Here is a 22,092-nt window from a genome sequence, read left to right as displayed (position 1 = left end):
TGCCTCAGAAGCCCCTCAAGTCACTTGAACCGCACAGGCCTCGGCAATGATCATGGCTCCATGTTCGGACGCGGCAGACAACCGGAACTCAACGTCCTCGTCCTGCGCGACGCGGACGTCATCGCCCACGGCATCCGCCAGGCGCTCGCCGAGGCGACGCCCGAGCAGCGGCCCGGTCTGGAGCACGCGGCCGCCCTGGTCGAGCAGGCCGCCGCGGCCTCCGACGCGGAGCTGCGCGCCCGCTGGGTCCACGAACGCTTCGCCGTGGCCGGTTACCAGGGCCCCGCCGACTCCGTGCAAGCCGTCAAGGTCCTCCGCGAGGCGGCACCCGGCCTCAGCCTGGTCTCGGCCGTCCAGCTGACGAAGGACGCCGCGGCGCACCGCCCCTGACCCGAGGGCCCTGCCGTCGCTCCCCCCTCACGGCGGGCCGAACGACACCGGGCCCCGCGGTGTGTCCACCGTGCAGCACAGGCCCGTCGGGCCGGCGGTGAGCGGGAGCGCGGTGCCGAGTGCGGACAGCAGCGGGCGGATCACTGCCGGGTCGGGGGCGGTCGCGGTGAGGGCCAGCAGGGGAGTGACGGGCAGGCCCGCCGAGGGATGCGGCGTGGAGCCCCAGTCGATGAGGAAGGGCACCAGGCCGGAAGGGTGGGCGCCGTCGGTCAGGCGCCACTCCAGGAGCGCACCGTCGGGCCGGCGGCGGCTCATCGGCTGTACCGTGCCGGGGTCGTGACCGCGTGCCCGGGCCGCCGCCACCGCCGCGTCCAGGTCGGGCGGGCGGATCGCCCAGGACACGAACCGCGGGGCGGTGAGCCGCTCGAGCCACAAGGGGCGCGGGCCGTCGGGCGGGGACCGGTCCGGGTCCGGGCCGATGACCTCCAGGTAGCCGGTGCCGCCCAGTCCCACGAGGGGGTTGCGGGTGCCCAGGCCGCGGTGCGCGCCGCCGGGCGCGGGGGCGACACCGGTGCGCCGGGTGAAGTCGGCGACGGTGGCCGCGAGATCGGGGGTCGCCAGGACCAGGTGGTCCAGCAGGGCGGGAAGGGCGTTCATCGCGGCCGAGCGTAGGCGGCCCGGCCCGGCCGTGGAACGCCTGTGCGGCAGGATGGCCGCATGATTCGTCCCACGCGCGTCCTGCCGGTGCTGCTGCTGGCCCCGCTGCTGCTCACCGCATGCGGCTCCGAGAAGGCGGACGCCGACCCCGCGGTCGGCTCCTCCGCGAGTGCCGCCGAGGCCGCCGAGGCCGCCGAGGCGGCCGGCCAGGGGGAACTCGACGCCCGCGCGCAGGCGCTGGGCATCGCGCCCGAGCTTGTCTACGTCACCGAGGCCCCCGGTTTCACCCTCGCCCAGCAGTCCGTCGGCGTCCTCGGCGACGACGGCTTCTCCGCCACCTGGGTCTCCGGCGGGGCCGGTGCCCAACTGCGCCTCGCCGTCGACCGGGGCTCGATCACGGCCGCCACCTGCCCCGAGCAGCCCGTCGGCGACATGTCCGGCGAGCGCACGACCTGCGAGCGCGACGGCGACGCCTGGTACCGCACCGGCGCCGGCCGCCACGAGTACGCCGTTCCCGAGGAGGGCCACGTGGTGCGCGTCTCCGGTGAGACGGACGCCGTACCGCGTGAGGTCCTGCGCGAGGCCGCCCAGGCCGCCCACCGCCCCGACGCCGCCGAAACCGCGCGCCTCCTGCCCTCCGCCGAACCGGCGCCCAGCACACCGGTGGAGCGCGGCGACCTGCCCCCGTTCGGCGACGGAGCACCCGACAACAGCGTGGACATGGGCGGCTGACCCCGCCCCACCGCCCGGCCCGGCGAACTAGGCTCGGCGGCATGGCCCCCCGACTGCTCCTCTACACGCGCACCACGGCCTACCGCCACGACTCCATCCCGGACGCGGTCGAAGCCGTCGCGACGACGGCGGAGTTCGAGGCCGATCACACGGAGGACCCGGCGGTCCTGGAGCGGCCCCTCGACCCGTACGCCGCCGTCGTCTTCCTCTCCACCAGCGGCGAGGTGCTCACCCCGGCCGGGCGTGCCCGGCTCGCCGCGTACGTCGAGGCGGGCGGGGGGTTCGTCGGCGTGCACGCGGCGGCCTGCACCGAGGACGGCTGGCCGTACTACGGCGAACTGCTCGGCGCCCGTTTCGACCGCCATCCCGCCTGCCAGCCGGGCCGGGTGCTCGTCGAGGACCACGACCATCCGGCGACCCGGGACTTGCCCGCCGTCTGGGAGTTCACGGACGAGTGGTACGACTTCCGCACCAACCCGCGCGGTGCGGTCCGCGTCCTCGCCCGCGCCGACGAGTCGTCGTACGAGGGCGGCGGCATGGGCGACGACCACCCACTGGCCTGGTGCCGCGACCAGGGTGCCGGCCGCGTCTTCTACACGGCCCTCGGCCACGCCGCCGACGCCTACACCGACCCGCACTTCCGCGCCCATCTGCGGGGCGGCATCGCCTGGGCGGCACGCGCCGCCGGCTCCTCGCGCGAGTGACGAGCCCGCCTACGCGGACACCGCCCCGCTCTGGGCTGCCCTGCTCTGGCGTGCCGTCAGGCGGGAGCCGGACTCGCGGCGGGCGGCGCGGCGCAGGAGCGGGACCGCGAGGAGGAAGCCGAGGACGGCCCAGGCGGCCAGGACCAGGGCGACCATGGGCAGCTCCCAGGAACCCGCCGCCTCGGCGGCCTGTGCGGAGTCCGGCAGCAGCGCCGAACGCAGGCCCTGCGCCATCCACTTGAGCGGGAAGACGGAGGCCACCTGCTGGACCGGGACCGGCAGCGAGGTGATCGGGAACACCGCTCCCGAGGTGAGCAGCAGCGCCATCGTGGGCAGCATGATCAACGCCAGCGCCTCGCGCGGGTTGGGCAGCACGGCGCCGATGGCCGCGCCCAGCGGTACGACGGCGAGCAGCCCGAGCGTGGTGACCCACAGCAACGTCAGCCAGTCGCCCGGCCCGTGTGGCAGTGGCCCGTCCACCAGCAGCGCGGCGGCCGCCAGGAGCAGGGCCAGGGTGCCGGCCGCCACGACGACCACCAGCAGGCACTTGGCGACGAGGTAGGCCGGTATCCCGCCGGGCGTCGCCCGCAGCCGCAGCAACGCGCCCTCCTCCCGCTCGGTCACGAGGATCTGCGGGAGGTTGATCAGCCCGATCTGGAACAGCAGATAGGCGGCGAAGCCCGCGAGCACCAGGTGGGCCATGGGGGTCTGGGTGCCGGGCACGTCGTCGCCGATGTAGGCGGCGATCAGCAGTGCGACGACCACGTTGCTCAGATGCCCGGACATCTCCTTGGGGTTGCGCAGGAGGTGCCGCAGCTCGATGCCGCCGCGCTGTATTCCGGCACGCAGGCGGTTCGTCGTCATGTGTGTTCCCCTCATGCGGCCTGTGCCTCCGCGCCGACGACCCGGTCCGCGCCCTCGTCCGCGCCCTCGTCCGTGCCCTCGTCCGTGCGGTCCGCCACCCGGTGCACCATGTGCAGATAGGTGTCCTCCAGCGTCGGGCGGCGGACCTCCAGGCCGGCGATCGGGCCGTTCGCGTCCCGGTGAAGTTCCCAGACCAGTTGCGAGGGGTCCGAGGTGCGTTCGCGACGGGACGTCCCGTCGTCGGCCGTCCAGCGGACCTCGGCTTGGGCAGCGGCCCGACGGGCCAGCTCCGCGGGGGTGCCGCAGGCCCGGATCCGGCCGCCGACCAGCATCGCGATCCGGTCGGCGAGCCGCTCGGCCTCGACCAGGTCGTGGGTGGTGAGCAGGACGGTGACGCCTTCGTCGCGGGCCAGCCGTTCGACCAGGAGGTGGAACTCGCGCCGCGCCTCGGGGTCGAAGCCGGTGGTCGGCTCGTCCAGGAAGAGGAGTTCGGGGCGGCCGACGATGCCGAGCGCGACGTCCAGCCGTCGGCGCTGGCCGCCGGACAGCCGGTTCACCTGCTGGTCCGCCTGGCCGGTGAGGCCCACCAGGGCCAGCAGTCCGGCCGGGTCGCGGGGGTCGGGGTAGTACGTCGCGAAGTGCGTCACAAGCTCGGCGACCCGCCAGCGCGGGTGGTCGCGCCAGGCCTGCAAAACCAGACCGATGCGCCCGCGCCAGGCGTCGTCGCCCCGCTCCGGGTCCGCACCGAGGACCCGGACCTCCCCGGCGGAGCGCTGCCGGAAGCCCTCCAGGATCTCGACGGTGGTGGTCTTCCCGGCGCCGTTGGGCCCGAGCAGGGCGAAGACCTCGCCGCGGTGGACGTCCAGATCGATGCCGTGCAGGACGTCGACGGCGCCGTACGCCATGGTCAGACCGTGTGCCCGGATCACGGGTTGGGCGGATGCGTCTTCGGGTCGCGTCATCGTGCTGCCTCTGCCTCCGAGTGCTGGTACTGCCCGGGTGCCGCCCCGGTTTCCGCCGTCTTCCCGGCGCCCTCGACGATCGCCCGGAGCGCCGCCACGTGCCCCTCGAAGGCGGTGCGGCCGCGCTCCGTCAGCCGTACTCTCGTGCGCCGCTTGCGGCCGCCGCCCTCTTTGCGGATCTCCAGGTATCCGGCCTCCTCCAGGGTGTGGAGCTGTTTGGAGAGCGCGGAGTCGCTGAGCGAGAGGCTGTCGCGGATGAACGCGAAGTCCGCCCATTCGGTGGCGGCGAGCAGCGAGACCACGGACAGCCGGGTGGCGGGGTGGATCAGTTCGTCGAAGCCGGTGGGGACGCTCATCGGCCCGCTCCCTCGCGGACCGCCGGTTCGGCGCTGTCGCGCAACGAGCCGGCCGCCCAGCGGGTCGTCGGCCCGACGAACACGATGAACACGGCCGCCGAGACGGTGGCCTGGACGAGACTGGCGGTCATCGGCTCCAGCGACTCGACCAGGCGGCCGGACAGCAGGACGGTCCCGCCGGTCACCACCGCCCCGGCCACGAACGACGCGAGCAGCCGCCAGTTGCAGCGGGAGCGGTGCAGTCGCATCCGGCTCCCGCGGTTGTACAGCACGGCCAGACCGCTCAGCAGCGCCACGTACACGGCGAGGAACAGCCAGACGCCCCACCGGGGCAGGTCCAGCCCCAGGCCGGCCAGGAAGAGCCACATGATCGCGGCCGTGGCGTAGGTGGCGCCGGGGCCGCCGGACGCGGACCGCTCGAACTCGTCGTACACCCGCTCCTGCGGTACACGGATGCGCTGCAGGTCCCGCCATGCCTGTTCGGCGTCCACCGGTGAGCTCACGACCATCGCCTCCCGTGACGGCACTTACTTTCCAATCAGGAAAGTTATCCTCGACTTTCCCGGAAGGCAAGTCGGGGCGCCTCTCAGGGCTCCGGACCGCGGAACGCGGGAACCGCAGCGGCGGTCGCCGCGGGAGTCGGAACCACGGCCGCCGTCACCGGCTGCGGCCCCGGGCGGTGCGCGGCGGCGCCGTGCTCGCGCGTTCCACCAGGCGGGTCGGGAGTTCCGTGCGGGTGCTCTCCGGGCGGTCGCCGTCCATCATGCGCAGCAGCAGGCGCAGCGCGGTGGCCGCCATCTCGGACAGGGGCTGGCGGACCGTCGTCAGGGCCGGGGTGACCCAGCGGGCCTCGGGCAGGTCGTCGAAGCCGACCACGCTCATGTCCCGCGGCACCGTCAGCCCCCGCTCGGCCAGGGCCTCGTACACGCCGAGAGCCATCACGTCCGAGCAGACGAAGACGGCCGTCGGCGGCACCGGCAGGTCCAGCAGGTCCCGCATGCGGCGGCGGGCCGTGGCCCGGTCGAAACCGGCGTGGCGGACGTACTCGGGGCGATGGCGTACGCCCGCCGAGGCGAGGGCGGAACGGTAGCCCGCCTCCCGCGCGCCGCTGCCCGGCCTGCGTCGCAGGCCGGCGACGACGGCGATCCGTTCGTGCCCGAGGCGCAGCAGGTGCTCGGTCGCCGTCACCCCGCCCTGCCGGTTCGCCGCGCTCACGGACACCACGTCCGGGGGCGGCTCCACCGCAGGGTCGATCACCACGAAGGGGATGTGGTGCCGCTCCAGCCGGGTGTACTGGGCGGCGGTCAGCTCGGCCAGGCTGAGCAGGACGCCGGACGAACCGCGCACGACGAGCTTGTCCAGCCAGTCCCGCTCCAGCCGCGCTTCCTTCTGGACCCCGGACCTGGACCTGGACGCGGACGCGGACGCGGTCCCGGCCTCGACCCCCGCCCCGGCCCCGACCCCCGCCCCGGCCCCGACCCCCGCCCCGGCCTCGGACTCGACCCCGGCCTCGACCCCCGCCCCGGCCTCGGTCCCGACCCCCGCCCCGGCCTCGGACCCGACCCCGGACTCGGGCCCCACCCCGGTCCCGGTCCCGGACCGGGACCGGGACCGGGACCTCGACCGGTTCTGGCCCGCCGAGACCACCACCTCCAGCCCCGCGTCGTACGCCGCCTCCTCCACCCCGTGCAGCACCGCCCCCGACCAGGAACTCTCCAGGGAGTGCACGACGAGGTCGACCAGCCGGGGTGCCCGCGTGGTGTCGAAGCGGGCTCTGCGCACATAGCCGAGCCGGTCCAGGGCCTCCGCGACGCGGCGACGGGTCTCGGGGGCCACGTCCTCACGCCCGTTGACCACCTTGGACGCGGTCGGCACCGAGACCCCCGCCTCCCGGGCCACCACCGCCAGCGTCGGCCCGGCCGACGTGCTCGCACTCGCCGTACGGCCCATCGGTCAACCACCTCTCCGGCCCGCCCGGGGCCCGGCGATAGAAAGCGCTTCCTATCTTAGGTACGCCGCGACACGGCGGGAAGACCGGGGAAACGAGAGGGACGATCGCACCAGCGACGGGTCCCGTGCGAAGCCGCGGAGCACCGGATTGCGCAGCACCGTGACCGCACGGCCCCCGGCGCTCACTTGAGGGCTCCCAGCGTGACCCCGCTGCGCCAGTAGCGACGCATCGCCACCATCATGACCGCCATCGGGACGATGGACAGCAGTGCGCCGGTCAGCACCAGGCTCGTCAGGTCGACGCCCGACTCCAGGCGCTTGCCCGACCAGTTGTACAGGCCCAGGTTGAGTGTCCAGTTCTCCTCGCCGCGCAGCACGGTCAGCGGCAGGAAGAAGGCGTTCCAGGTGTTGACGAAGGCCAGCAGGAACACCGTCGCGCCGCCCGTGGTCATCATCCGCAGCACGATGCTGAAGAAGATCCGCAGCTCACCGGCGCCGTCGATGCGGGCCGCCTCCAGCAGCTCGAAGGGGACCGTCGCCTCGGTGTACACCTTGGCCAGGTAGACACTGAACGGATTGATCAGGCAGGGGACCAGCATCGCCCACGGGGTGTCGACCATGCCGATGGCCGAGAACAGCAGGTACAGCGGGAGCGTGAGCAGGGCGATCGGGATCAGGAACGAGCCCACCACGCACGCGAACACCGCATTGCGGCCCGGGAAGTCGAACCGGGCCAGGCCGTATCCCGTGGCCAGGGCGATCAGCGTGCCGCCGAGCGAGCCGGCGCCCGCGTACAGCAGCGAGTTGGCCGTCCAGCGCAGGAAGATGCCGTCCTCGTAGGTGAACAGCTGCTGCAGGTTGTCCCACAGGTGCATCCCGGAGAACCACAGCCCGTTGCTCTGGTACAGCCCCGTCCGGTCCTTGGTCGCGGCGACCAGCAGCCACCACACCGGGAACAGGCTGTAGACACTCGCCATGACCAGCCCGAGGAGCAGGAAGCGCTGCCCGCCCCGTCCGCGGGAGGCCGGGTCCGGTCGGGTCAGGCGCCGCACGCCGCGGCCGGCCGGCCGCTCCGCAGTGCCCTTGCGGTCGTCGGTCAGCACCATCAGTCGGCCTCCTTCGAGGTGAACCGGTAGAAGAGGAAGGAGGCCACGCCGAGGATCAGGGCGAGCAGCACCGACAGGGCGGCGGCGTAGTGGTAGTTCCCGGCGTTGAACGCCTGGTTGTAGATGATCATGATCGGGGTGAAGCTGCCGCTGACCGTCTGCGGGGTGACGTTGCGGAAGAGCGCGGGCTCGTTGAAGAGCTGCAGCATCTGGATGATCGACAGCAGACCGGTCAGGACCAGCGCCCCGCGCACGTACGGGATCTTGACGCTGCGTGCGATGCGGATCTCGGAGGCGCCGTCCAGCCGGGCCGCCTCGAACAGGTCGCGGGGGACGCCCTGGAGTGCCGAGTAGATGATCACCATGTTGTAGCCGATGCCGTGCCAGGTCAGCAGGTTGCCGATGGACGGCCACACCATCGACGGTGCGAAGAAGTTCCAGTCGAGGCCGAACAGGTCGCCGATCGGCGTCAGCGGGCCGACGTCGGGGCTGTACAGGTTGACCCACACGATGGCCGCGACCACCCCGGGGATCATGTACGGCACCAGCAGCAGGATCCGGAACCGGCCGGCCACCCGCGAGGTGAGCGCGTCCAGGAACAGCGCCAGCACCAGGCTGACGAGCAGCATCACCGGGATCTGGACGCAGGCGAACAGCACCACCCGCAGGATGGAGGTCATGAACGCCGAGTCGGTCAGACCCCGCGTGTAGTTGTCGAGCCCGGCGAACTCGGTCGTCGAGCCCCCGAGTCCGAGGCCGGACTGCTGTTCCACGAACAGCGACTGGTGGACGGCGTAGCCGATCGGCAGCAGGTACAGGAAGGCGAAGCCGAGCTGGAAGGGGACCGTGAAGGCGGCACCCTTCCAGCGCAGGGAGCGAATCATCAGTGGGTGCCCTCAGTCTCTAGCCCTGGACGTCTCAGCCCTTGACGCTGATGCCGCGGGACTTCAGGTCGTCGACCGTCCACTTCTGCATGTGCGCCAGCAGATCGGTGACCTTCTGCTCCTTGCTGACCACCTTGGCCCAGCCGGCCTGCAACTCGGTGAACATCGCGGTCCAGTTCGGTCCGAAGGTCCAGTCGGTGGTGACGGTGTCCAGGCTGTCCGTGACGACCTTCCGCGCGGGCTCGTAGTTCGGGCCCAGCAGCTTCTGGGACATCGACTCGCCCACGTACGCGTCACTGTCGGCCAGCGCCGGCATGACGCCGTTGCCGGTCTCCGGGCTGGCCATCGTCCTGACCGCGCCCGGGTCGGTGGACATCCACAGCGCCGCCTCGGCGGCCTGCTCCGGGTGCTCGCACTCCTTGGTCACCAGGGTGACGCTGCCGGTCAGGTTGGTGCCCGCGGGCGTCCTGGGCGCCTCGCCCCGGAAGGCGGGCCAGGGGGAGAGGGCCCACTTGCCGAAGGACTTGGAGAAGTTCTGCACCATGCCGGCCATCTGCCAGGTGGAGATCTGCCGGGTCGCGGTGCCGCCGTCGTCGTAGTTGCGCTGCACGGCCGCGTAGTCGGCGAAGGACATCGTGGAGTTGAGGTCGTTGTCGATGATCTCCTGGATCACCTTCGCGGCCTTCAGGGTGCCCTCGTCCTGGAAGTCGACCTTCCAGGAGCCGCCGTCGATGGCGTACCAATGGGCCCCGGCCTGCATGGCGAGCACCTCCAGGGTGCTGGGGTCCTCGCCGGCGAAGTTGGTGATCTCGATGCCGTGCTTCTTCAGCTCCTTGCCCGCCGCGATGAAGTCGTCCCAGGTCGCCGGGGGTGCGATGCCGTACTTGTCGAAGATGTCGGTGCGGTAGATCGTGAAGTTGGGCGAGGAGCTGGTGGGAACGCCGTAGAGCTTGCCCTGCACCTGCGCACTCACCCACGAACCGGGGTTGAACCTCTCCTTCTCGCCCTCGACGTACTGGGTGATGTCGGCCAGTGCGCCCTGCGAGACCCAACTGGTGACGTACTCGGCGGTGTTCTGCACCAGGCAGGGTGCGTTGCCCGCCTTGACCGCGTTGGTCAGCTGCTTCTGCATGGTCAGTTGGTCGGTGACCTTCGTGTACTTCAGCTGGACGTCCTTGTGTGAGGCGTTGAACGCCTTCACGACGGCCTCCTGGCCGTTCGCCCAGCCCCAGAAGGGGAGGGTGACCGGGCCGGAGGCGCCGGAGGCCCCGTCGTCTTCCGAGTCCGAGCCGCCGCAGGCGGCGAGCAGACCCGTCAGCGCGATACCCGCGACGGCGGCGGAGGCGAACCTTCTCCGGGGGGTGGTGAACTTCATCTGACCGTGATCCTTCGGAATCGGCGTCCTCGGCACGGCCCCGGGGGTCCGGGGCCGTGCCGAGGACGGCTCTCGGAACGGGTGGGGAACGGGTGCGGAACGAGGGAGGGGGCGGCTCGACGGGCCGGCCGGGCAGGGGGCGGCGGCCGGAAGCGTCGCCGCGCGTATGCAGGTGATCGGCGTGATCGGCTTGGTCGGCTTGGTCGCAGCGATCGGCCAAGCAGAAGCTGTAGTAAGCGGTTGCTGGGACGTTAGGCCGACGGGTCGCGTACCGCAAGAGGTGCGCGGCGACTAGTTGCGGAAAACGGTTACGTAACAGCGCGCTACGCGCGTCGTCCCTGCGGGACCGGAGGCAGCACCGAGTTGCGTACGACGACATGGGTGCCCAGCACCAGGTGCTCGCCCTCGCCGCCGCGGCGCCGACCCGCGCCGGCCTCGCGCCGGTCGGCCACGGCACGCAGCGCGACCCGGCCCATCTCCTCGTACGGCACGTGCACGGTGGTCAGTTGCGGGGTCAGCTGGGAGGCCAGCGGAATGTCGTCGTACCCCACGATCGACACGTCCTCGGGCACCCGCAGGCCCGCCGCGCGCAGCGCCTGCGCCGCACCGGCGGCGACCACGTCGGTGCCGGCCAGCACCGCCGTGAACGCCTGCCCGTCGCGCAGGCTGTCCGCGACGGCCCGGTACCCGTGCTCGTAGTCGTACGGCCCGTGCCGGACCGTCCCCGCCCCGAACGGCACCCCGTAGGCCTCGAAGGCCCGCCGGGCGCCCCGCAGCCTGCCCTGCGCGGTGGTCAGTTCGGCGGGCCCCGGCAGCACCAGGACCTCGCGGTGGCCGGCCGAGAGGAGGTGGCTCGCCATCGCGTAGGCGCCGCCCTCGTTGTCGTAGTCGACCGTCGTGGCCGGGACGTCGCCCTCCAGCGGGGGCCTGCCCACCAGGACCAGGTGCGAGCCCGCCGCGTCCAGGGAACGGGCGAAACGGGCCATCCGCAGCTGGTACTCGTCGTAGTCGTAGGCGCCGCCGAGCAGTACCACCGCGGCCACGCCCTGCTGCCGCATGAGGTTGACCAGCGCCAGCTCCCGTTCGGGGTCGTCGCCGGTCGTGCCGACCAGGGAGAGCCAGCCGCGCAGGGTGGCGGCGCCCTCGACGCCCTTGGCCACGTGGGCGAAGGCGGCGCCGGTGATGTTGTTGATGAGGATGGCGACCGTCGGCGTACCGCCGCCGGCGAGGGAGCGGGCGTGGGCGTTGGTGACGTAGTCCAGGTCCCGGACGACCTTCATCACCCGGCGGCGCAGCTCGTCCGAGACCGGGTAGTTGCCGGACAGCACCCGGGAGACGCTGGCCACCGAGACACCCGCGCGTTCCGCGACGTCGCGGATGGTCGCCCGGCCCGCCTCACTGAGCGCCTTGCGCTGACTCACCGTTGCGACTCCTTCGTCGTCATGGCCCGGTCGCGTCCCCGGGCCCGGTCCCGTCCGGTGCGGGTGCGGGTGCGGGTGCGGGTGCGGAAACCGTATCCCATGGTCGCTCCCGGGCTCCCGGACGTGAGGGCACGGGGCATCAGGCGACCCGCGCGAGGTCCGAGTGCCGCACCCGGTGCTGTGGGGGCAGGCCCGCGACCAGGCGCTCCAGCTCCTCGACGACGATCCGGCCGAGCCGCTCCAGCTCGTTGCCCTGCGAACCGGCGATGTGCGGGGTGAGGACGACGTTGGGCAGCCGGTAGAGCGCGGAACCCGCGGGCAGCGGCTCCGGCTCGGTGACGTCGAGGATCGCGTGCAGCCGGCCCGAGACCAGCTCGTCGGTGAGCGCCTCGGGGTCGACCAGGGCGCCCCGGGAGGTGTTGATCAGGACGCCGCCGTCCCGGACGAGCGCGAGCCGGTCACGGTCGAGCATGCGGTACGTCTCGGGGATGTCGGGGGCGTGCAGCGTGACGATGTCGCTGTGCCGCAGCAGGTCGTCCAGGGGGAGCGGCTCGGCGCCCAGGACGGCGGCCTCGGCGGGCCCCACGTAGGGGTCGTGGAGCAGCACCTCGAAGTCGAACGGCCGCAGCAGCTCCAGGAGCCGGCGGCCCACCCGGGAGGCGCCGATGACGCCGACCCGGCGGCCGACGTTGCCCGTGCCGGCCGTCTCGGCGGGGGACGGATAGGTGTGCGTGGCGCGGAAGCGCTCGCGGTGGGTGAAGGCGTCCTTCCCCGCCAGCAGGATCATCGCGAGGGTGTACTCCGCCACCGGCACGGCGTTCGCGGTCACCGCGCTGGAGACGGTGATGCCGCGCTCCCACAGCGTCTCGCCGACCAGGGAACGGACCGAGCCCGCGGCGTGCAGCACGGTGCGCAGCCGGGGCGCCGTGACGAGGAGTCCGGCGTCCAGGCGGGGGCAGCCCCAGCCGGTGACCAGCACCTCGGCGCGGGCCAGGGTGTCCGCCGCGGCCGGATCGGCGAAGTCCCGGACGACGACGGCGGGATCGAGGTCGGCCGCCTTGCTCAGCCGGGTCATGAGCGGTGGCGGGAAGAGCAGGGGGAGGTGCACCGGGTCCATCGCGAACACGGTCCTCGGCGGGTGGGGACTGGGCATGGCTCTCCTGAGGCGAGGGCGGAAGCGCTGCTGGGAAACATTTTCTGAAAGCGCCTTCTACGCGTCCTCTACCGTAGGTCCGCCCGGATCGGCCGGTCAATCACCCGAGTTGTGGCCGACGAGGTGCTCGGTCTTTTCGAAAGTCCGCGCAGGCCCTTGACGCACTTGCCGGACGGGCACAAGCTCTGGCCCACCAGTCGGTAACCGGTTTCTATCGTCGGTCGGCCAGTCTTCCCGCAAGGAGTACCCATGCCCCCGTCTCCGTCTCCGTCCCTGTCCCGTCGCACCGCCCTCCAGGCGGCCGGCGCCACCGCACTGGCCGCCGGCCTCACCCACGCCACGGCCACGGCGGCCCGCGCGGAGGAGTCCTCGGGCGACCGGCCCCGGCTGGTGACGTATCCCGTGCCGGCCGGAGCCCCGGTCAAGACCGACAGCTTCACCGTCAAGGCCCGCACGCCCGGCGGCCGCTGGCAGACGCTCGGCGTGTACCGGCCGACCCTCGCCGAGATCAACCCCGGCACGGGCAGCAAGAAGCAGTTCGACTCCTCCCTCGCCCACTTCGACTTCTCCGGCGAGGTCGAGGTCGAGGTGACGTACATCAAGGGCGGCGTACGGAAGGTCCGGGTGCGGCCGGACTCGTACGGCATCAAGCCGGAAGTGCGCGCCGACACGCTCCGCTTCACGCTGGACCGGCCGCGGAAGGTCGTCGTCCAGATCAACGACGACCTCTTCGACTGCCTCCACCTCTTCGCCCGCGAGACCGAGAGGAGGCGGCCGGAGCAGGACGATCCCGACGTCCTCTACTTCGGCCCCGGCGTCCACACCACCCCCGACGGCTTCCTCGACGTCCCTTCCGGCAAGACCGTGTACCTGCACGGCGGCGCCCTCCTCAAGGCGACCGTCCGCTTCAAGGACGTACGGGACGCCCGGCTCGCCGGCCGCGGACTGCTGGCCGGGACCAAGGCGGGCGGAGTGCTCGTCGAGGGCTCGACGGACGTCTCCGTCGGCGGCGTCACCATGCTCAACCCCAACGGCTACGCGGTCCAGGTCGGCGAGTCCGCGGACGTCTCCATCCGGGACATGGCGGCCTTCAGCTCCAAGGGCTGGGGCGACGGCATCGACGTCTTCTCCAGCACCGACGTCACGATCGACGGCGTCTTCATGCGCAACTCCGACGACTGCGTCGCGATCTACACCCACCGCTGGGAGTACTACGGCGACACCCGGAACATCACCGTCCGCAACTCCACCCTCTGGGCCGACGTCGCCCACCCGGTCAACGTGGGCACGCACGGCAACACCGCCGCCCCCGAGGTCCTGGAGAACCTCGTCTTCCAGAACCTGGACATCTGCGACCACCGTGAACCCCAGATGGGCTACCAGGGCTGCATCGCCCTCAACGCCGGTGACAGCAACCTGATCAGGAACGTGCGGGTCGACGGCGTCCGCGTCGAGGACTTCCGCTGGGGCCAGCTCATCCACATGCGGGTCATGTACAACACCAAGTACAACACCTCGGTCGGCCGCGGCATCGAGAACGTCCACGTCAAGGACCTCTCCTACACCGGCAAGCCCCTGGCGACCTGCATGCTGCTCGGCTACGACGCCGACCACCCGGTCAAGGACGTCACCTTCGAGAACCTGGTCCTCAACGGCACGGTGATCGCGGACTCGATGCGCAAACCGGGCTGGTACCTCACCACCGACTTCGTCCCGATGCACGCCAACGAGCACGTCACGAACCTGAGGTTCCTCACCACCGCCGAGGCCGAGGCGGCCGCCGCGTCATGACCATCCCACCGACCAGCCGCCGCGGCTTCCTGGGCGGCGCCGCGGCCCTGCTGCTGGCATCGGGCGCGAGCGGACTGCTCGTGCCCGGTGCGGCCAGGGCCACGTCGGACAGGACCCGCTCCCGTTCCTTCACCCACCCGGGCCTGCTGCACACCGCCGACGACCTCGCCCGCATGAAGGCCGCGGTCGCCGCCGAGGAGTCGCCCGTCCACGACGGCTACCTCGCCTTCGCCACCCACGCCCGTTCGCGGGCGACGTACACCGTCCGCAACACCGGGCAGGTCACCTCCTGGGGACGCGGCCCCGGCGACCACATGAACGAGGCCGTCGCCGACTCGGCCGCCGCCTACCAGAACGCCCTGATGTGGTGCGTCACCGGTCGGCGGGCGCACGCGGACAAGGCCCGCGACATCCTCGACGCCTGGTCCGCGTCCCTGACCACGGTCACTGGTGCCGACGGACCGCTCGGCGCCGGACTCCAGGCCTTCAAGTTCGTCAACGCGGCCGAACTCCTGCGCCACAGCGGCTACGACGGCTGGCCGGACGCGGACGTCGCCCGCTGCGAGCGGTCCTTCCTGGACGTCTGGTACCCGGCGGTGTCCGGCTACATGCTCTACGCCAACGGCAACTGGGACCTGACGTCCGTCCAGACGATCCTGGCCATCGGCGTCTTCTGCGAGGAGCGCACCCTCTTCGAGGACGCCCTGCGCTTCGCCGCCGCCGGCGCGGGCAACGGCGGCGTCCCGCACCGCGTCGTCACCGCCACCGGCCAGGGCCAGGAGTCCGGCCGCGACCAGGGCCACGAGCAGCTCGCCGTCGGCCTGATGGGCGACGCCGCCCAGGTCGCCTGGAACCAGGGCGTCGACCTGTGGGGCTTCGACGGGAACCGCATCCTCGCCAACGCCGAGTACGCCGCCCGCTACAACCTCGGCGGCGACGTCCCCTTCACCCCCGACCTCGACCGCACCGGCAAGTACATCAGGACGACCGTCTCCGCCAAGGCCCGCGGCAACCTGCCCCCGGCCTACGAGATGTACTACGCCCACTACGCCGGTGTCCGCGGCCTCGACGCCCCGCACACCAGGGCCGCCCTCTTCCGCGGCACGGACGGCACCCGCGTCGTCGAGGGCGCCAACGACGACCTGCCCGGCTTCGGCACCTTCACCTGCGCCGGAACCAGGGCCGCCCCGCCCTCCTCCGCACCCACGGCGCCCGCGGGCCTCACGGCGGCGGGCGGCGACCACGGGGTCACCGTGGCCTGGCTGCCGTCCGCGTGGGCGACGACGTACACCGTCCGCCGGGCCGGACGCCCCGAGGGCCCGTACGAGGTGATCGCCGCCGGACTGACCGAGCCGTCGCACACGGACACCGGCGTACGACGCCGCTCCGGGCGGACGTACTGCTACACGGTCACCGCCACGGGCGACCACGGCACCAGCCCCGCCTCGGCACCCGCCGCCGCTGCCGCGGGCCTCCCCGCCCCCTGGTCCTCCCGCGACCTCGGGCAGGTCAGGATCCCGGGCTCCGCCGCCTACGACGGCGAGCGCTTCGTGCTGGAGGCGAGCGGCACCGCCGACACCTACCGCCTCGCCCACCTGCCGCTGCGCGGCGACGGCAGCGTCACCGCACGGATCGTGTTCCCGCTCAGCTCGCAGTACGCCAAGACCGGCGTCACCCTCCGCGATTCCCTCGACCCGGCCGCCGCGCACGCCTCGATGCTGGTCCAGGGCCTGCCGCTGCACACCTGGAGCGGTGTGTGGACCGTCCGCCCGAGGGCCGGGGCCGCCGTCTCCGCGACCGGCGGCACACCCGTGCCGCCCACCCAGCAGCGGGCGATCACGGTGGACGCGTCCTTCCCGATCTCCGACCTGGGTGCGCTGCCGGAGTCGGCGACGCCCATCGAGGCCCCGTACGTCGAGGGCGCGGGCGACGGCTACCGGCTGCGGGCGCCGTACTGGGTCCGGGTGACCCGCAGGGGCCGCCGCTGCACCGGGGCGATCTCCCCGGACGGCGTGCACTGGACCGAGGTCGGCACCACCGAGGTCGACCTGGGCCGCACCGCGTACGCGGGTCTCGTCCTCACCTCCTGCCTGGGCGTCGATGAGGAGTACGCCGGCACCGGCACCGGCGCCTTCGACAACGTCACCGTGGAGTCCGCGACCGGCGGCGAGGTCTGGTCGGTGCCCCGCCCCGCCCGCACCGCGAACGGCCCGCACGCCACCGCCGGAGCCGACGCCGTCGAGCTGGCCTGGACCGACCCGGACCCCTCCGCCCGGTTCACGGTGCTGCGCGCCCCGGCGTCCGACGGCCCCTTCCGGCCGATCGCACACGACGTCGGCCCGGTCGGCTTCGGCGCCCGGGTGCGGTACGCCGACGCGACCGGCAGGCCCGGGACGACGTACCACTACTCCGTCGCGAAGACGAACCGGGCCGGCCGCGGTCCGCGCTCCGCACCGGCGTCCGCCCGCATGCCGCACCCGGCCGCCCCCGAACCCACGTCCCCCACGACGGCGTTCGCGAACCGGGGCGTCCCCTTCCACCACCTCCTGCGCGCCGCGCACGAGCCCGTACGGTTCACCGCGCGCGGCCTGCCCGACGGCCTCCGCCTCGACGGACGCACCGGCCTGATCTCCGGCACCCCCACCGGCACCGGCGAGTTCACCGTCCGCACCACGGCGGGCAACGCGGCCGGCACCGGCGCCGGCCTCCTCCACCTCACCGTCGGCACGCCGCCACCCGCCCCCTGGGCGTACGGCGACCTGGGCGACGTGATCCTGGACGACCGCGACCACGCGACCCTGGGCGTCGCCGCCGTCCGCACACCCGGGAGCACCGCCCACGAGGACGGGACCTTCGTGGTGCGCGGCGCCGGGACCGACCTCAGCGTCAACAACCAGGGCATGACGGGCCAGTTCGTACGGCAGCCCATCACCGGCGACCGCGAAATCACCGCCCGGCTGCTCTCCCGTACCGGCACCACGGCCGACCAGGTGGGCCTGCTGATGGCCAAGTCCCTGTCACCGTTCGACCAGGCGGCCGGAGCGATCGTCACCGGCGGCACCGCTGCCCGGTTGATGCTGCGCCCGACGGTGGCCGGAAAATCGTCCTTCACCGGCGACGGCGCAGTCACGCCCCCCTGCCTGCTGCGGCTCCGGCGCACCGGGACCACCTTCACCGCCCACGCCTCCGCCGACGACGGCGCCACCTGGACCACGCTCGCCTCCGGCGAGATCCCCGGGTTCGGCGACGCCCCCTACTACGTGGGCCTCGTAGTCTGCTCCCGCAGCCCCCTGGTCCGCTGCACCACCGAGTTTGACAAGGTGCGCATCACTTCAGCTTGACACCCCCCCACGAAACGGAGAAGCGCCATGAGCCGCACTTCCCCCCACAGGCGGCCGAGCCGTCGCGGTCTGCTGAAGACCGCCGGCGGTCTCACCGCCGCCCTCGCCGTCGGCACCTACGCCGCGTCCGTCACCGGCGACGCCGCCGAGGCGGCCCCGGCCACCTTCACCCACCCGGGAATGCTGCACGCATACGGCGAGCTGAACCGCGCCAAGGTACGGGTCGCCGCGGGCGACGACCCCTGGCTGTCCGGCTGGAACCGGCTGACCGCCAACGGCCACTCCGCCGCCACCTGGACCCCCCGCCCCCAGGCCACGGTCGTCCGCGGCGGCACCGGCCAGAACTACACGCTGCTCTACAACGACATCCACGCCGCCTACCAGAACGCCCTGCGCTGGAGGATCGCCGGCACCGACGCCAACGGCGACTGCGCCGTCCGCATCCTCAACGCCTGGTCGTCCACGCTCACCGAGGTCACCGGCAACGCCGACCGCTACCTCGCGGCCGGGATCTACGGCTACCAGTTCGCCAACGCCGCCGAACTCGTGCGCGCCCACGCCGACTTCGACCTCGACCGCTTCAAGAAGATGATGCTCGACGTCTTCTACCCGCTCAACAACCGGTTCCTGAACGAGCACAACGACGCCTGCATCACCAACTACTGGGCGAACTGGGACCTGTGCAACATGAACTCCATCCTCGCCATCGGCATCCTGTGCGACGACGCCGCGAAGTACGACCAGGCGGTCGACTACTTCAAGAACGGCGCCGGCAACGGCTCCATCCGGCACGCCGTCCCGTTCCTCCACGACGTCGATGGCCACGCGCTGGGCCAGTGGCAGGAGTCCGGCCGCGACCAGGGGCACACCGTGATGGGCATGGGCCTGATGGGCGCCTTCTGCGAGACGGCCTGGTCCCAGGGCGACGACCTGTACGGCTACGACGACAACCGGTTCATGAAGGCCGCCCAGTACGTCGCCAGGTACAACCTCGGCCAGGACGTCCCCTTCACCACCTACACCTGGGGCACCGGCCAGAACTGCGCCCAGCGCTCCCACGCCGCCGTCTCGGCGGCGAGCCGCGGCCAGATCAGGCCGGTGTGGGACACCCTCTGGTACCACTACGGCCGCCGGCGCGGCCTGGACGTCCCCTACATCCGGGCCATGGCCGACAGCGTCCGCCCCGAGGGCGGGGGCGGCGACTACGGCCCCAACAGCGGAGGCTTCGACCAGCTCGGCTTCGGCACCCTGATGTACGCGAAGTGACACGGCGGGTCGGCGTCCTGACGCGAGGTCGCCGGCCGGTCACTGCTCGTAGGTGACGGCGGTGTCGAGACCGGCGTGCCGCAAGGTCCGGTGCACGGCCGGGCGGGCCCCGCGGACGGTGATGTCGGCCGGCTCCGGGGCCCGGGTGACCGCCCGTAGCAGCGCGTAGGCGCAGGCCAGGTCGATGTGCTCCAGCTCGCTCATCTCCAGCGTCCACGTGCCCGGCTGCCGCAGGCGGTGGTCGAGAAGAAGCTCTTCCAGCAGGCGCAGCGCGGGGGCGCCCAGGTTGCCGGAGAAGGCAAGCACGGCGTGCTGCCCGTCGGCCTCTACGATCCTCACGGGCGCGGACTGGCTGGGGCGATGAGGGTCGACGGTCACGACGGCCTCCTCAGCAGCACATGGCGGGCGTACGTGCTCCCATTGTCCCCCAGCTTGCCCCGGCGGCGTCGAACGGGACGTCCGGAACAGCCCGCCGGAATAGATCCGCCCGCGCCGCCGTTCTGACATGAGCAGTGCATCAGTGCGGCGAAGGGCTGGTGAGCGCGTCATGGCAGGCCGGACGAACCCCGTGGTCACCACGCCGTACGGGGCCGTACGCGGCAGGTACGAGCACGGGATCGCCGTGTTCCGGGGCATCCCCTACGCCGCGCCCCCTTTCGGCCCCCGCCGGTTCCGGCCGCCCGTGCCGCCCGAGCCCTGGGACGGTGTGCGCGACGCGGGCTCCTTCGGCCCCACGGCCCCGAAACCGCCGTACTCCGAGGCCTTCGCCCAGTACCTCTCCGACCCGGCGGTCCCCGGCGACGACTGCCTCAACCTCAACGTCTGGACCCCCGAGCCGGGCCCCGGCGCCCGCCTGCCCGTCCTGGTCTGGCTGCACGGCGGCGCCCTGACCAGGGGCTCCTCCGCCGTGCCCGTCTACGACGGGCGCACCTTCGCCCGGGACGGCGTGGTCTGCGTCTCGATCAACTACCGGCTGGGCGTCGAGGGCTACGGACTCTTCCCGGACGCCCCCGCGAACGCCGGCCTGCGCGACCAGCTCGCCGCCCTCAAGTGGGTGCGGGAGTCGATCACGGCGTTCGGCGGCGACCCCGACCGGGTCACCCTCGCCGGCCAGTCCGCCGGCGCCATCAGCACCGGCGCCCTCCTCGCTGCCCCGCAGGCCCGGGGCCTCTTCCGGCGGGCCGTGCTGCAGAGCGGCGCCCCCGAGGCCGCCGAGCGCGACAAGGTACGGCGGATGGTCCGCCGCATGGCCTCCCGCCTGAAGATCCCCGCCACCGCGGAGGCCTTCGCCGCCACCGACCGCGACCAGCTGCTGCGCGCGCAGGCCGACGTGGGCCGGCTCAGCAGCCCCGTACTCGGCGGGCCCGCCTTCGGCATCGTCGTCGACGGGGACGTGGTACCCCGCGATCCGCTGGAGGCGCTCGTCGAGGGCGGGGCGGCAGCCGGCGTCGACCTGATGATGGGCTGGACCCGCGACGAGTACCGGCTCTGGCTGGTCCCCGGCGGCCTCCTCGAACGCGTCGACCGCCTCGGCGCCGTCGCCCTGGCCGGCGCGCGTGCCCGCTGCCACTGCGGCAACGAGGTCGTACGCGGTTACCGCGCCGTGCACGCCGGTGCCGCCGAGACGGTCGGCCAGCTGGTCACCGACCACCTGCTCCGCATCCCGATGCACCGCCTGGCCGACGCGCGGCCCGGATCGTCGTACGTCTACGAGTTCGCCTGGCCGTCCGGGCTGCCCGACCTCGGCGCCTGCCACGCCCTTGAACTGGGCTTCGTCTTCGACTCCGGGCACACGCCCGATTCACGCAGGCTCGCGGGCGAGGGTGCTCCGCAGGAGCTGGCCGACGCGATGCACGGGGCGTGGGTGCGGTTCGCCGAGACCGGCGCCCCGGGCTGGACGGCGTGGGACGCCACGCATCCCGTGCGCGTCTTCGGCGACGGGGCCCCGCACACGGCGTACGGGCCGCTCGACGCCCAGTTCGACCTGTGGAAGGCCGACGTCACCATGCGAGGAATGCGGCCCAGGCGGCTGGTTCGACGGTGACGTGTCCCTCCGGGGTTTTGGAGTCGCGGATGTGGACGGCGGTGGGGTGAGTGGCTACTTCCACGCAGTTGCCGCCGTCGCTGGCGCTGTAGCTGGACTTGCGCCATTCGTAGGCGACTTCGATGCAGTTGCCGCCGTCGCTGCCGCTGTAGCTCGACTTGAACCACCGAAGTGCGGTGCTGCTCATTGGTCTCCTAGCAGACGGTCCACCAGGTCCCTGGTGTCTTCTGGGTTGAGGGCCTGTGACCGCAGCATCGCACACCTCTGAGTGAGGATCGCCACCTCGTCGGGGTTCGCGATCAGTTGACTTCCGCGCTGGGTTTCCGTGTAAGCGAGTCGCTGGTGTTCGGGAGTCTCCAGGAGAACGAAAGGCCCGTCGAGAGCTGCGTGAGCGGTGCGTCCCAGGGGCAGGATCTGCAACGTCAGTCCGGAAAGCGCGGATTGCTCCCGGAGGTGGCGTAGCTGTGCGACGTAGACCTGGTCTCCGCCCAGGCGATCCCGTAGCACCGCCTCCCAGATGACGAAACACGCGATCGGTGGCTCCTCGCGGTGGAAGATCTCCTGACGCTCTGTGCGTTTCGCTACGTGCTGCTCGGCCTTGGTTTCGCTGAGCATCGGGATGCGGCTGCGGAAGACTGCCCGTGCATACGCTTCTGTCTGCAACAGACCCGGCAGAACCTGGTTCTCGTAGGACGAGATCGCGATGGCCTCCCGCTCCCGATCCAGATACTCCTCCGCCCACAACGGAACCAGATCCACCTCCGGCATCCTGCTCAACGCAACCGACAACGCCCCCTTCGTCCCCAGGAGCTCGTCCAGCTGCTCGGCGAGATCCGGCTTCAGCGGGCGTCTGCCCTGCTCGATCGACGCGATCTGCTCCTCGCCGATGACGAACCGCTCGCCCAGCGACCTCTGGGTGTGTCCGGCTTCCCTGCGGTAGAGGGCGAGCAGGGCCCCCACCATCTTCATCGCGGAGGCGTTCCTCCGTGTCGTCGTGCCCATGAGGCTGAACTCCCCACCCGCGCGCGTACGTTCACCGTCGCGCACCCGTACAGACCGGCTGTACGGCAGCGCGCTCTGTCTCATCATGACCACG

Annotated in this window: 21 protein-coding genes; 7 read left to right on the top strand and 14 right to left on the bottom strand. The window is 72.3% G+C overall.

Annotated features, from left to right (window positions below):
* Positions 1–60: 60 nt before the first annotated feature.
* Positions 61–390 carry a hypothetical protein gene (locus ACZ4V1_RS19420; RefSeq protein ID WP_468337284.1) on the top strand — a complete coding sequence of 110 codons (330 nt, stop codon included), beginning with the start codon at positions 61–63 and terminating at the stop codon, positions 388–390.
* Positions 391–417: 27 nt separating this feature from the next.
* Here the strand turns inward: ACZ4V1_RS19420 and ACZ4V1_RS19415 are convergent, their stop codons facing one another.
* Positions 418–1,047 carry a VOC family protein gene (locus tag ACZ4V1_RS19415; protein ID WP_468337281.1) on the bottom strand — a complete coding sequence of 210 codons (630 nt, stop codon included), beginning with the start codon at positions 1,045–1,047 and terminating at the stop codon, positions 418–420.
* Positions 1,048–1,107: 60 nt separating this feature from the next.
* Between ACZ4V1_RS19415 and ACZ4V1_RS19410 the strand changes: the two genes are divergently transcribed.
* Entirely contained in the window at positions 1,108–1,779 is a 672-nt protein-coding gene (locus ACZ4V1_RS19410; RefSeq protein WP_468337278.1) for a hypothetical protein, read from the top strand.
* A 41-nt stretch (positions 1,780–1,820) separates the two neighbouring features.
* A complete protein-coding gene (locus ACZ4V1_RS19405; RefSeq protein WP_468337275.1) occupies positions 1,821–2,483 on the top strand; it encodes a ThuA domain-containing protein in 663 nt (220 codons plus the stop codon).
* A 9-nt stretch (positions 2,484–2,492) separates the two neighbouring features.
* Here the strand turns inward: ACZ4V1_RS19405 and ACZ4V1_RS19400 are convergent, their stop codons facing one another.
* The 10 genes from ACZ4V1_RS19400 to ACZ4V1_RS19355 form a co-directional block, all read right to left on the bottom strand.
* Positions 2,493–3,347: an ABC transporter permease gene (locus ACZ4V1_RS19400; RefSeq protein ID WP_468337272.1), complete on the bottom strand. Its 855-nt coding sequence runs from the start codon at positions 3,345–3,347 to the stop codon at positions 2,493–2,495.
* Positions 3,348–3,358: 11 nt separating this feature from the next.
* On the bottom strand, positions 3,359–4,252 hold the full coding sequence (locus tag ACZ4V1_RS19395) for an ABC transporter ATP-binding protein (protein ID WP_468337269.1): 894 nt from the start codon (positions 4,250–4,252) through the stop codon (positions 3,359–3,361).
* Positions 4,253–4,305: 53 nt separating this feature from the next.
* Entirely contained in the window at positions 4,306–4,665 is a 360-nt protein-coding gene (locus tag ACZ4V1_RS19390; RefSeq protein WP_468337267.1) for a transcriptional regulator, read from the bottom strand.
* Entirely contained in the window at positions 4,662–5,174 is a 513-nt protein-coding gene (locus ACZ4V1_RS19385) for a hypothetical protein (protein ID WP_468337264.1), read from the bottom strand. The genes ACZ4V1_RS19390 and ACZ4V1_RS19385 overlap by 4 nt, the downstream gene beginning before the upstream one ends.
* Before the next feature lie 148 nt (positions 5,175–5,322).
* Positions 5,323–6,615, bottom strand: coding sequence for a LacI family DNA-binding transcriptional regulator (locus ACZ4V1_RS19380; protein WP_468337261.1), 1,293 nt, complete (start codon positions 6,613–6,615; stop codon positions 5,323–5,325).
* Between the two features lie 182 nt (positions 6,616–6,797).
* A complete protein-coding gene (locus ACZ4V1_RS19375; RefSeq protein ID WP_468337258.1) occupies positions 6,798–7,721 on the bottom strand; it encodes a carbohydrate ABC transporter permease in 924 nt (307 codons plus the stop codon).
* A complete protein-coding gene (locus ACZ4V1_RS19370; RefSeq protein ID WP_468337255.1) occupies positions 7,721–8,605 on the bottom strand; it encodes a carbohydrate ABC transporter permease in 885 nt (294 codons plus the stop codon). Before ACZ4V1_RS19370 ends, ACZ4V1_RS19375 begins: the two co-directional genes overlap by 1 nt.
* Positions 8,606–8,639: 34 nt before the next feature.
* A complete protein-coding gene (locus tag ACZ4V1_RS19365; protein WP_468337252.1) occupies positions 8,640–9,980 on the bottom strand; it encodes an ABC transporter substrate-binding protein in 1,341 nt (446 codons plus the stop codon).
* Between the two features lie 323 nt (positions 9,981–10,303).
* Complete coding sequence (locus ACZ4V1_RS19360) at positions 10,304–11,401, bottom strand: LacI family DNA-binding transcriptional regulator (RefSeq protein WP_468337249.1); 1,098 nt, start codon at positions 11,399–11,401, stop codon at positions 10,304–10,306.
* 139 nt (positions 11,402–11,540) lie between these two features.
* On the bottom strand, positions 11,541–12,554 hold the full coding sequence (locus ACZ4V1_RS19355; protein WP_468337246.1) for a hydroxyacid dehydrogenase: 1,014 nt from the start codon (positions 12,552–12,554) through the stop codon (positions 11,541–11,543).
* 249 nt (positions 12,555–12,803) lie between these two features.
* Between ACZ4V1_RS19355 and ACZ4V1_RS19350 the strand changes: the two genes are divergently transcribed.
* The 3 genes from ACZ4V1_RS19350 to ACZ4V1_RS19340 are packed head-to-tail and all read left to right on the top strand — an operon-like array spanning position 12,804 to position 18,952.
* A complete protein-coding gene (locus ACZ4V1_RS19350; RefSeq protein WP_468337243.1) occupies positions 12,804–14,345 on the top strand; it encodes a glycosyl hydrolase family 28 protein in 1,542 nt (513 codons plus the stop codon).
* Complete coding sequence (locus ACZ4V1_RS19345) at positions 14,342–17,686, top strand: alginate lyase family protein (RefSeq protein ID WP_468337240.1); 3,345 nt, start codon at positions 14,342–14,344, stop codon at positions 17,684–17,686. Before ACZ4V1_RS19350 ends, ACZ4V1_RS19345 begins: the two co-directional genes overlap by 4 nt.
* A gap of 27 nt (positions 17,687–17,713) precedes the next feature.
* Positions 17,714–18,952: an alginate lyase family protein gene (locus tag ACZ4V1_RS19340; RefSeq protein ID WP_468337237.1), complete on the top strand. Its 1,239-nt coding sequence runs from the start codon at positions 17,714–17,716 to the stop codon at positions 18,950–18,952.
* 39 nt (positions 18,953–18,991) lie between these two features.
* Here ACZ4V1_RS19340 and ACZ4V1_RS19335 read toward each other — a convergent pair whose 3' ends face one another.
* A complete protein-coding gene (locus ACZ4V1_RS19335; protein WP_468337234.1) occupies positions 18,992–19,330 on the bottom strand; it encodes an STAS domain-containing protein in 339 nt (112 codons plus the stop codon).
* A gap of 169 nt (positions 19,331–19,499) precedes the next feature.
* Between ACZ4V1_RS19335 and ACZ4V1_RS19330 the strand changes: the two genes are divergently transcribed.
* Positions 19,500–20,996, top strand: a complete 1,497-nt coding sequence (locus tag ACZ4V1_RS19330; protein ID WP_468337231.1) for a carboxylesterase/lipase family protein — start codon at positions 19,500–19,502, stop codon at positions 20,994–20,996.
* Here the strand turns inward: ACZ4V1_RS19330 and ACZ4V1_RS19325 are convergent.
* A complete protein-coding gene (locus tag ACZ4V1_RS19325) occupies positions 20,953–21,183 on the bottom strand; it encodes a DUF397 domain-containing protein (protein WP_468337227.1) in 231 nt (76 codons plus the stop codon). The genes ACZ4V1_RS19330 and ACZ4V1_RS19325 overlap by 44 nt on opposite strands.
* Entirely contained in the window at positions 21,180–21,998 is an 819-nt protein-coding gene (locus ACZ4V1_RS19320; protein WP_468337224.1) for a helix-turn-helix domain-containing protein, read from the bottom strand. Before ACZ4V1_RS19320 ends, ACZ4V1_RS19325 begins: the two co-directional genes overlap by 4 nt.
* Positions 21,999–22,092: the final 94 nt, after the last annotated feature.

This window comes from Streptomyces sp. NPDC028991 (assembly GCF_055564775.1).
The sequence above is the reverse complement of the archived record's forward strand: the minus strand, read 5'-3'. Positions and strand labels throughout refer to the sequence as shown.

Excerpts from the sequence above, each read along its gene's own strand:
- ACZ4V1_RS19410 (WP_468337278.1), top strand. The coding sequence starts at position 1,108 with ATGATTCGTCCCACGCGCGTCCTGCCGGTGCTGCTGCTGGCCCCGCTG.
- ACZ4V1_RS19330 (WP_468337231.1), top strand. The coding sequence starts at position 19,500 with ATGGCAGGCCGGACGAACCCCGTGGTCACCACGCCGTACGGGGCCGTA.
- ACZ4V1_RS19390 (WP_468337267.1), bottom strand. The coding sequence starts at position 4,665 with ATGAGCGTCCCCACCGGCTTCGACGAACTGATCCACCCCGCCACCCGG.
- ACZ4V1_RS19340 (WP_468337237.1), top strand. The coding sequence starts at position 17,714 with ATGAGCCGCACTTCCCCCCACAGGCGGCCGAGCCGTCGCGGTCTGCTG.
- ACZ4V1_RS19395 (WP_468337269.1), bottom strand. The coding sequence starts at position 4,252 with ATGGCGTACGGCGCCGTCGACGTCCTGCACGGCATCGATCTGGACGTC.
- ACZ4V1_RS19325 (WP_468337227.1), bottom strand. The coding sequence starts at position 21,183 with ATGAGCAGCACCGCACTTCGGTGGTTCAAGTCGAGCTACAGCGGCAGC.
- ACZ4V1_RS19370 (WP_468337255.1), bottom strand. The coding sequence starts at position 8,605 with ATGATTCGCTCCCTGCGCTGGAAGGGTGCCGCCTTCACGGTCCCCTTC.
- ACZ4V1_RS19345 (WP_468337240.1), top strand. The coding sequence starts at position 14,342 with ATGACCATCCCACCGACCAGCCGCCGCGGCTTCCTGGGCGGCGCCGCG.
- ACZ4V1_RS19420 (WP_468337284.1), top strand. The coding sequence starts at position 61 with ATGTTCGGACGCGGCAGACAACCGGAACTCAACGTCCTCGTCCTGCGC.
- ACZ4V1_RS19405 (WP_468337275.1), top strand. The coding sequence starts at position 1,821 with ATGGCCCCCCGACTGCTCCTCTACACGCGCACCACGGCCTACCGCCAC.
- ACZ4V1_RS19385 (WP_468337264.1), bottom strand. The coding sequence starts at position 5,174 with ATGGTCGTGAGCTCACCGGTGGACGCCGAACAGGCATGGCGGGACCTG.
- ACZ4V1_RS19355 (WP_468337246.1), bottom strand. The coding sequence starts at position 12,554 with ATGCCCAGTCCCCACCCGCCGAGGACCGTGTTCGCGATGGACCCGGTG.
- ACZ4V1_RS19350 (WP_468337243.1), top strand. The coding sequence starts at position 12,804 with ATGCCCCCGTCTCCGTCTCCGTCCCTGTCCCGTCGCACCGCCCTCCAG.
- ACZ4V1_RS19365 (WP_468337252.1), bottom strand. The coding sequence starts at position 9,980 with ATGAAGTTCACCACCCCCCGGAGAAGGTTCGCCTCCGCCGCCGTCGCG.
- ACZ4V1_RS19380 (WP_468337261.1), bottom strand. The coding sequence starts at position 6,615 with ATGGGCCGTACGGCGAGTGCGAGCACGTCGGCCGGGCCGACGCTGGCG.
- ACZ4V1_RS19415 (WP_468337281.1), bottom strand. The coding sequence starts at position 1,047 with ATGAACGCCCTTCCCGCCCTGCTGGACCACCTGGTCCTGGCGACCCCC.
- ACZ4V1_RS19375 (WP_468337258.1), bottom strand. The coding sequence starts at position 7,721 with ATGGTGCTGACCGACGACCGCAAGGGCACTGCGGAGCGGCCGGCCGGC.
- ACZ4V1_RS19400 (WP_468337272.1), bottom strand. The coding sequence starts at position 3,347 with ATGACGACGAACCGCCTGCGTGCCGGAATACAGCGCGGCGGCATCGAG.
- ACZ4V1_RS19320 (WP_468337224.1), bottom strand. The coding sequence starts at position 21,998 with ATGGGCACGACGACACGGAGGAACGCCTCCGCGATGAAGATGGTGGGG.